This is a genomic window from Aquabacterium sp. (assembly GCF_021768455.1).
GTDB lineage: Bacteria > Pseudomonadota > Gammaproteobacteria > Burkholderiales > Burkholderiaceae_C > Aquabacterium.
Genome location: NZ_JAIZVX010000265.1, coordinates 1 through 2,266, shown reverse-complemented (window position 1 = coordinate 2,266; position 2,266 = coordinate 1). Strand labels below are relative to the sequence as shown.

Sequence of the window (2,266 nt, the reverse complement as noted above, 5' to 3'; positions counted from 1 at the left end):
CCCCAACCGGCACCCCACATGACCTCCGCACCCGATGCCCTCCTGCTTGAAGAGCGCCCCGCCCCCGGCGTGGCCGTGCTGCGCCTGAACCGCCCCGCCGTGCTCAACGCCCTCAACCTGGCCCTGCGCCAGGCCCTGGCCGAGGCCTTCACCCAGCTCGATGCCGATGACAGCGTGCGCGTGGTCGTGCTCGCCGGCAGCGCCCGGGCCTTCTGCGCAGGCGCCGACCTGGGCGAGTACCTCGACGCCAGCAGCAGCGAGATCATCGACCGCCAGATGGACCGCCTCTGGGGCGCCATCAGCGCCTGCCGCAAACCGGTGATCGCCGCCGTGCGCGGCCACGCCCTCGGCGGCGGCTGCGAACTGGCCATGCACGCCGACATCATCCTCGCCAGCGACACGGCCAGCTTCGGCCAGCCCGAGGTGCTGCTGGGCCTGATGCCCGGTGGCGGCGCCACCCAGCGCCTGAGCCGCGCCATCGGCAAGTTCCGCGCGATGAAGCTGCTGCTCACCGGCGAACGCTTCGGCGCCGCCCAGGCCCTGGCCATGGGCCTGGCCAGCGAGGTGGTGGCGGACGCCGAACTCGAAGACCGCGCCCTGCACCTGGCCGGCGAGCTGGCGCAAGGCCCTCGCCTGGCCTTGCAGTTCATCAAGGAGGCCGTGCTCGAGAGCATGAGCAGCCCGCTGGCCCTGGGCCTGCAGTTCGAACGCAAATCCTTCCAGCTGCTCTTCGGCACGGCCGACAAGCGCACAGGGATTGCAGCCCGACTGGCCAAACAGAGCCCCCGCTTCGAATGAACGCCCCTTCCTGACCGATCATGTGGCCTGAGGTGCAGCGCACCCAGGGCCTTTCCCGAGGACCCGGAGCCGTCAACCAGGCGGCCCAGCACAACGAGGAGACAATGATGCGCAAACCTTTTTCCAACCCCTGGTGGGTGGTGGCCGGCTCCCTGCTCGGCCTCACGGTCGGCAACGGCCCGGTGATGCAGTTCACCTTCGGGGTGTTCGTCAAACCCCTGAGCGAGGCCATGCAGACCGACCGCGGCGCCATCTCCGGCGCCCTGCTGGCCGGCCTGGTGGCCACGGGCATCGCCACCCCGTTGATCGGCCGCCTGATCGACAAGCACGGCACCCGCCGCGTCGCCCTGCCGGCCATCACCCTCTTTGCCCTGGGCATGGCCGCCATCGGCCTGCTGGCCAACTCGCCGCTGGCCCTGGTGCTGATGTACGCCCTGTGCGGCATCGTGGCCGCCGGACAGACGCCCCTGCCTTACAGCAAGGCCATCGCCGCCGTGTTCGACCAGCGCCGCGGCCTGGCCCTGGGCATCGCCACCGCCGGGGTGGGCCTGGGCACCATGCTCATGCCCATGCTGGCACAAAAGCTCATCACCACCGTGGGCTGGCGCGGCGCCTACATCGGCCTGGGGCTGGTGACCCTGCTCGTGGCCCTGCCCGCCATGGCCGGTCTGGTCACCCGCCGGCAAGACGAGGGCCTGCCCCAGCGCGCCCAGGCCGCGGCCAAACAGGCCCAGGCCGCCGGACTGAGCGCCCCCGAAGCCCGCACCGACCGCCGCTTCTGGTGCCTGGCCGTTGCCTTCTTCACCGTGGCCCTGGCCGCCTCGGGCGTGGTCGCCCACATCGTCCCCCTCATGACCGACCGCGGTGTGCCCGCGGCCCAGGCCACGGCCGCCATCAGTGCCGCCGGCCTGGCCCTGATCGTGGGCCGACTGGCCGCCGGCTGGCTGCTCGACCGCCTGCACGCCCCCCACGTGGCCATCGTGTTCTTCAGCCTGCCCCTGCTGGGCATCGCCCTCCTGCTGGGCACCTCGGACGCCCGCTTCGGCGTGCCAGCCGCCATCCTGGTGGGACTGGGCCTGGGCGCAGAGGTCGACCTGATCGCCTTCCTGCAATCCCGTTACCTCGGGCTCAAGGCCTTTGGCGAGATCTACGGCTACCTGTTTGCCATCTTCATGCTGGGCTCGGGCCTGGGCCCCTTCCTCATGGGCCAGAGCTTCAAGCTCATGCACAGCTACGACCCGGCCCTGATGGTGATGGCCGGCGGTCTGGTGATCGCCTGCCTGCTGATGGGCCGCCTCGGCGCCTACGCCTATGGCAGCCGCCCCCAAGCCGGCGCCGATGCCGCACCGCCTCCCCAGGCCACCAAGGCCGCCAAGGCGCTGGACAGCGTGCGCCAGCCCTCTCGCGCCGCCTGAGCCCCAGGGGCCCCGCGCCCCTTCTTTCGCACCTTCTTTCGCACCTTCTTTCG

The 2,266-nt window shown here is 71.3% G+C and carries 2 protein-coding genes; both read left to right on the top strand.

Annotation, left to right across the window (positions count from 1 at the left end; translation table 11 throughout):
- The coding region (locus QZ994_RS19570) for an enoyl-CoA hydratase-related protein (protein ID WP_367172364.1) at window positions 1-798 on the top strand (798 nt) is incomplete at its 5' end.
- Window positions 799-905: 107 nt separating this feature from the next.
- A complete protein-coding gene (locus QZ994_RS19565) occupies window positions 906-2,213 on the top strand; it encodes an MFS transporter (protein WP_290877687.1) in 1,308 nt (435 codons plus the stop codon).
- The last annotated feature ends 53 nt before the right edge of the window (window positions 2,214-2,266 follow it).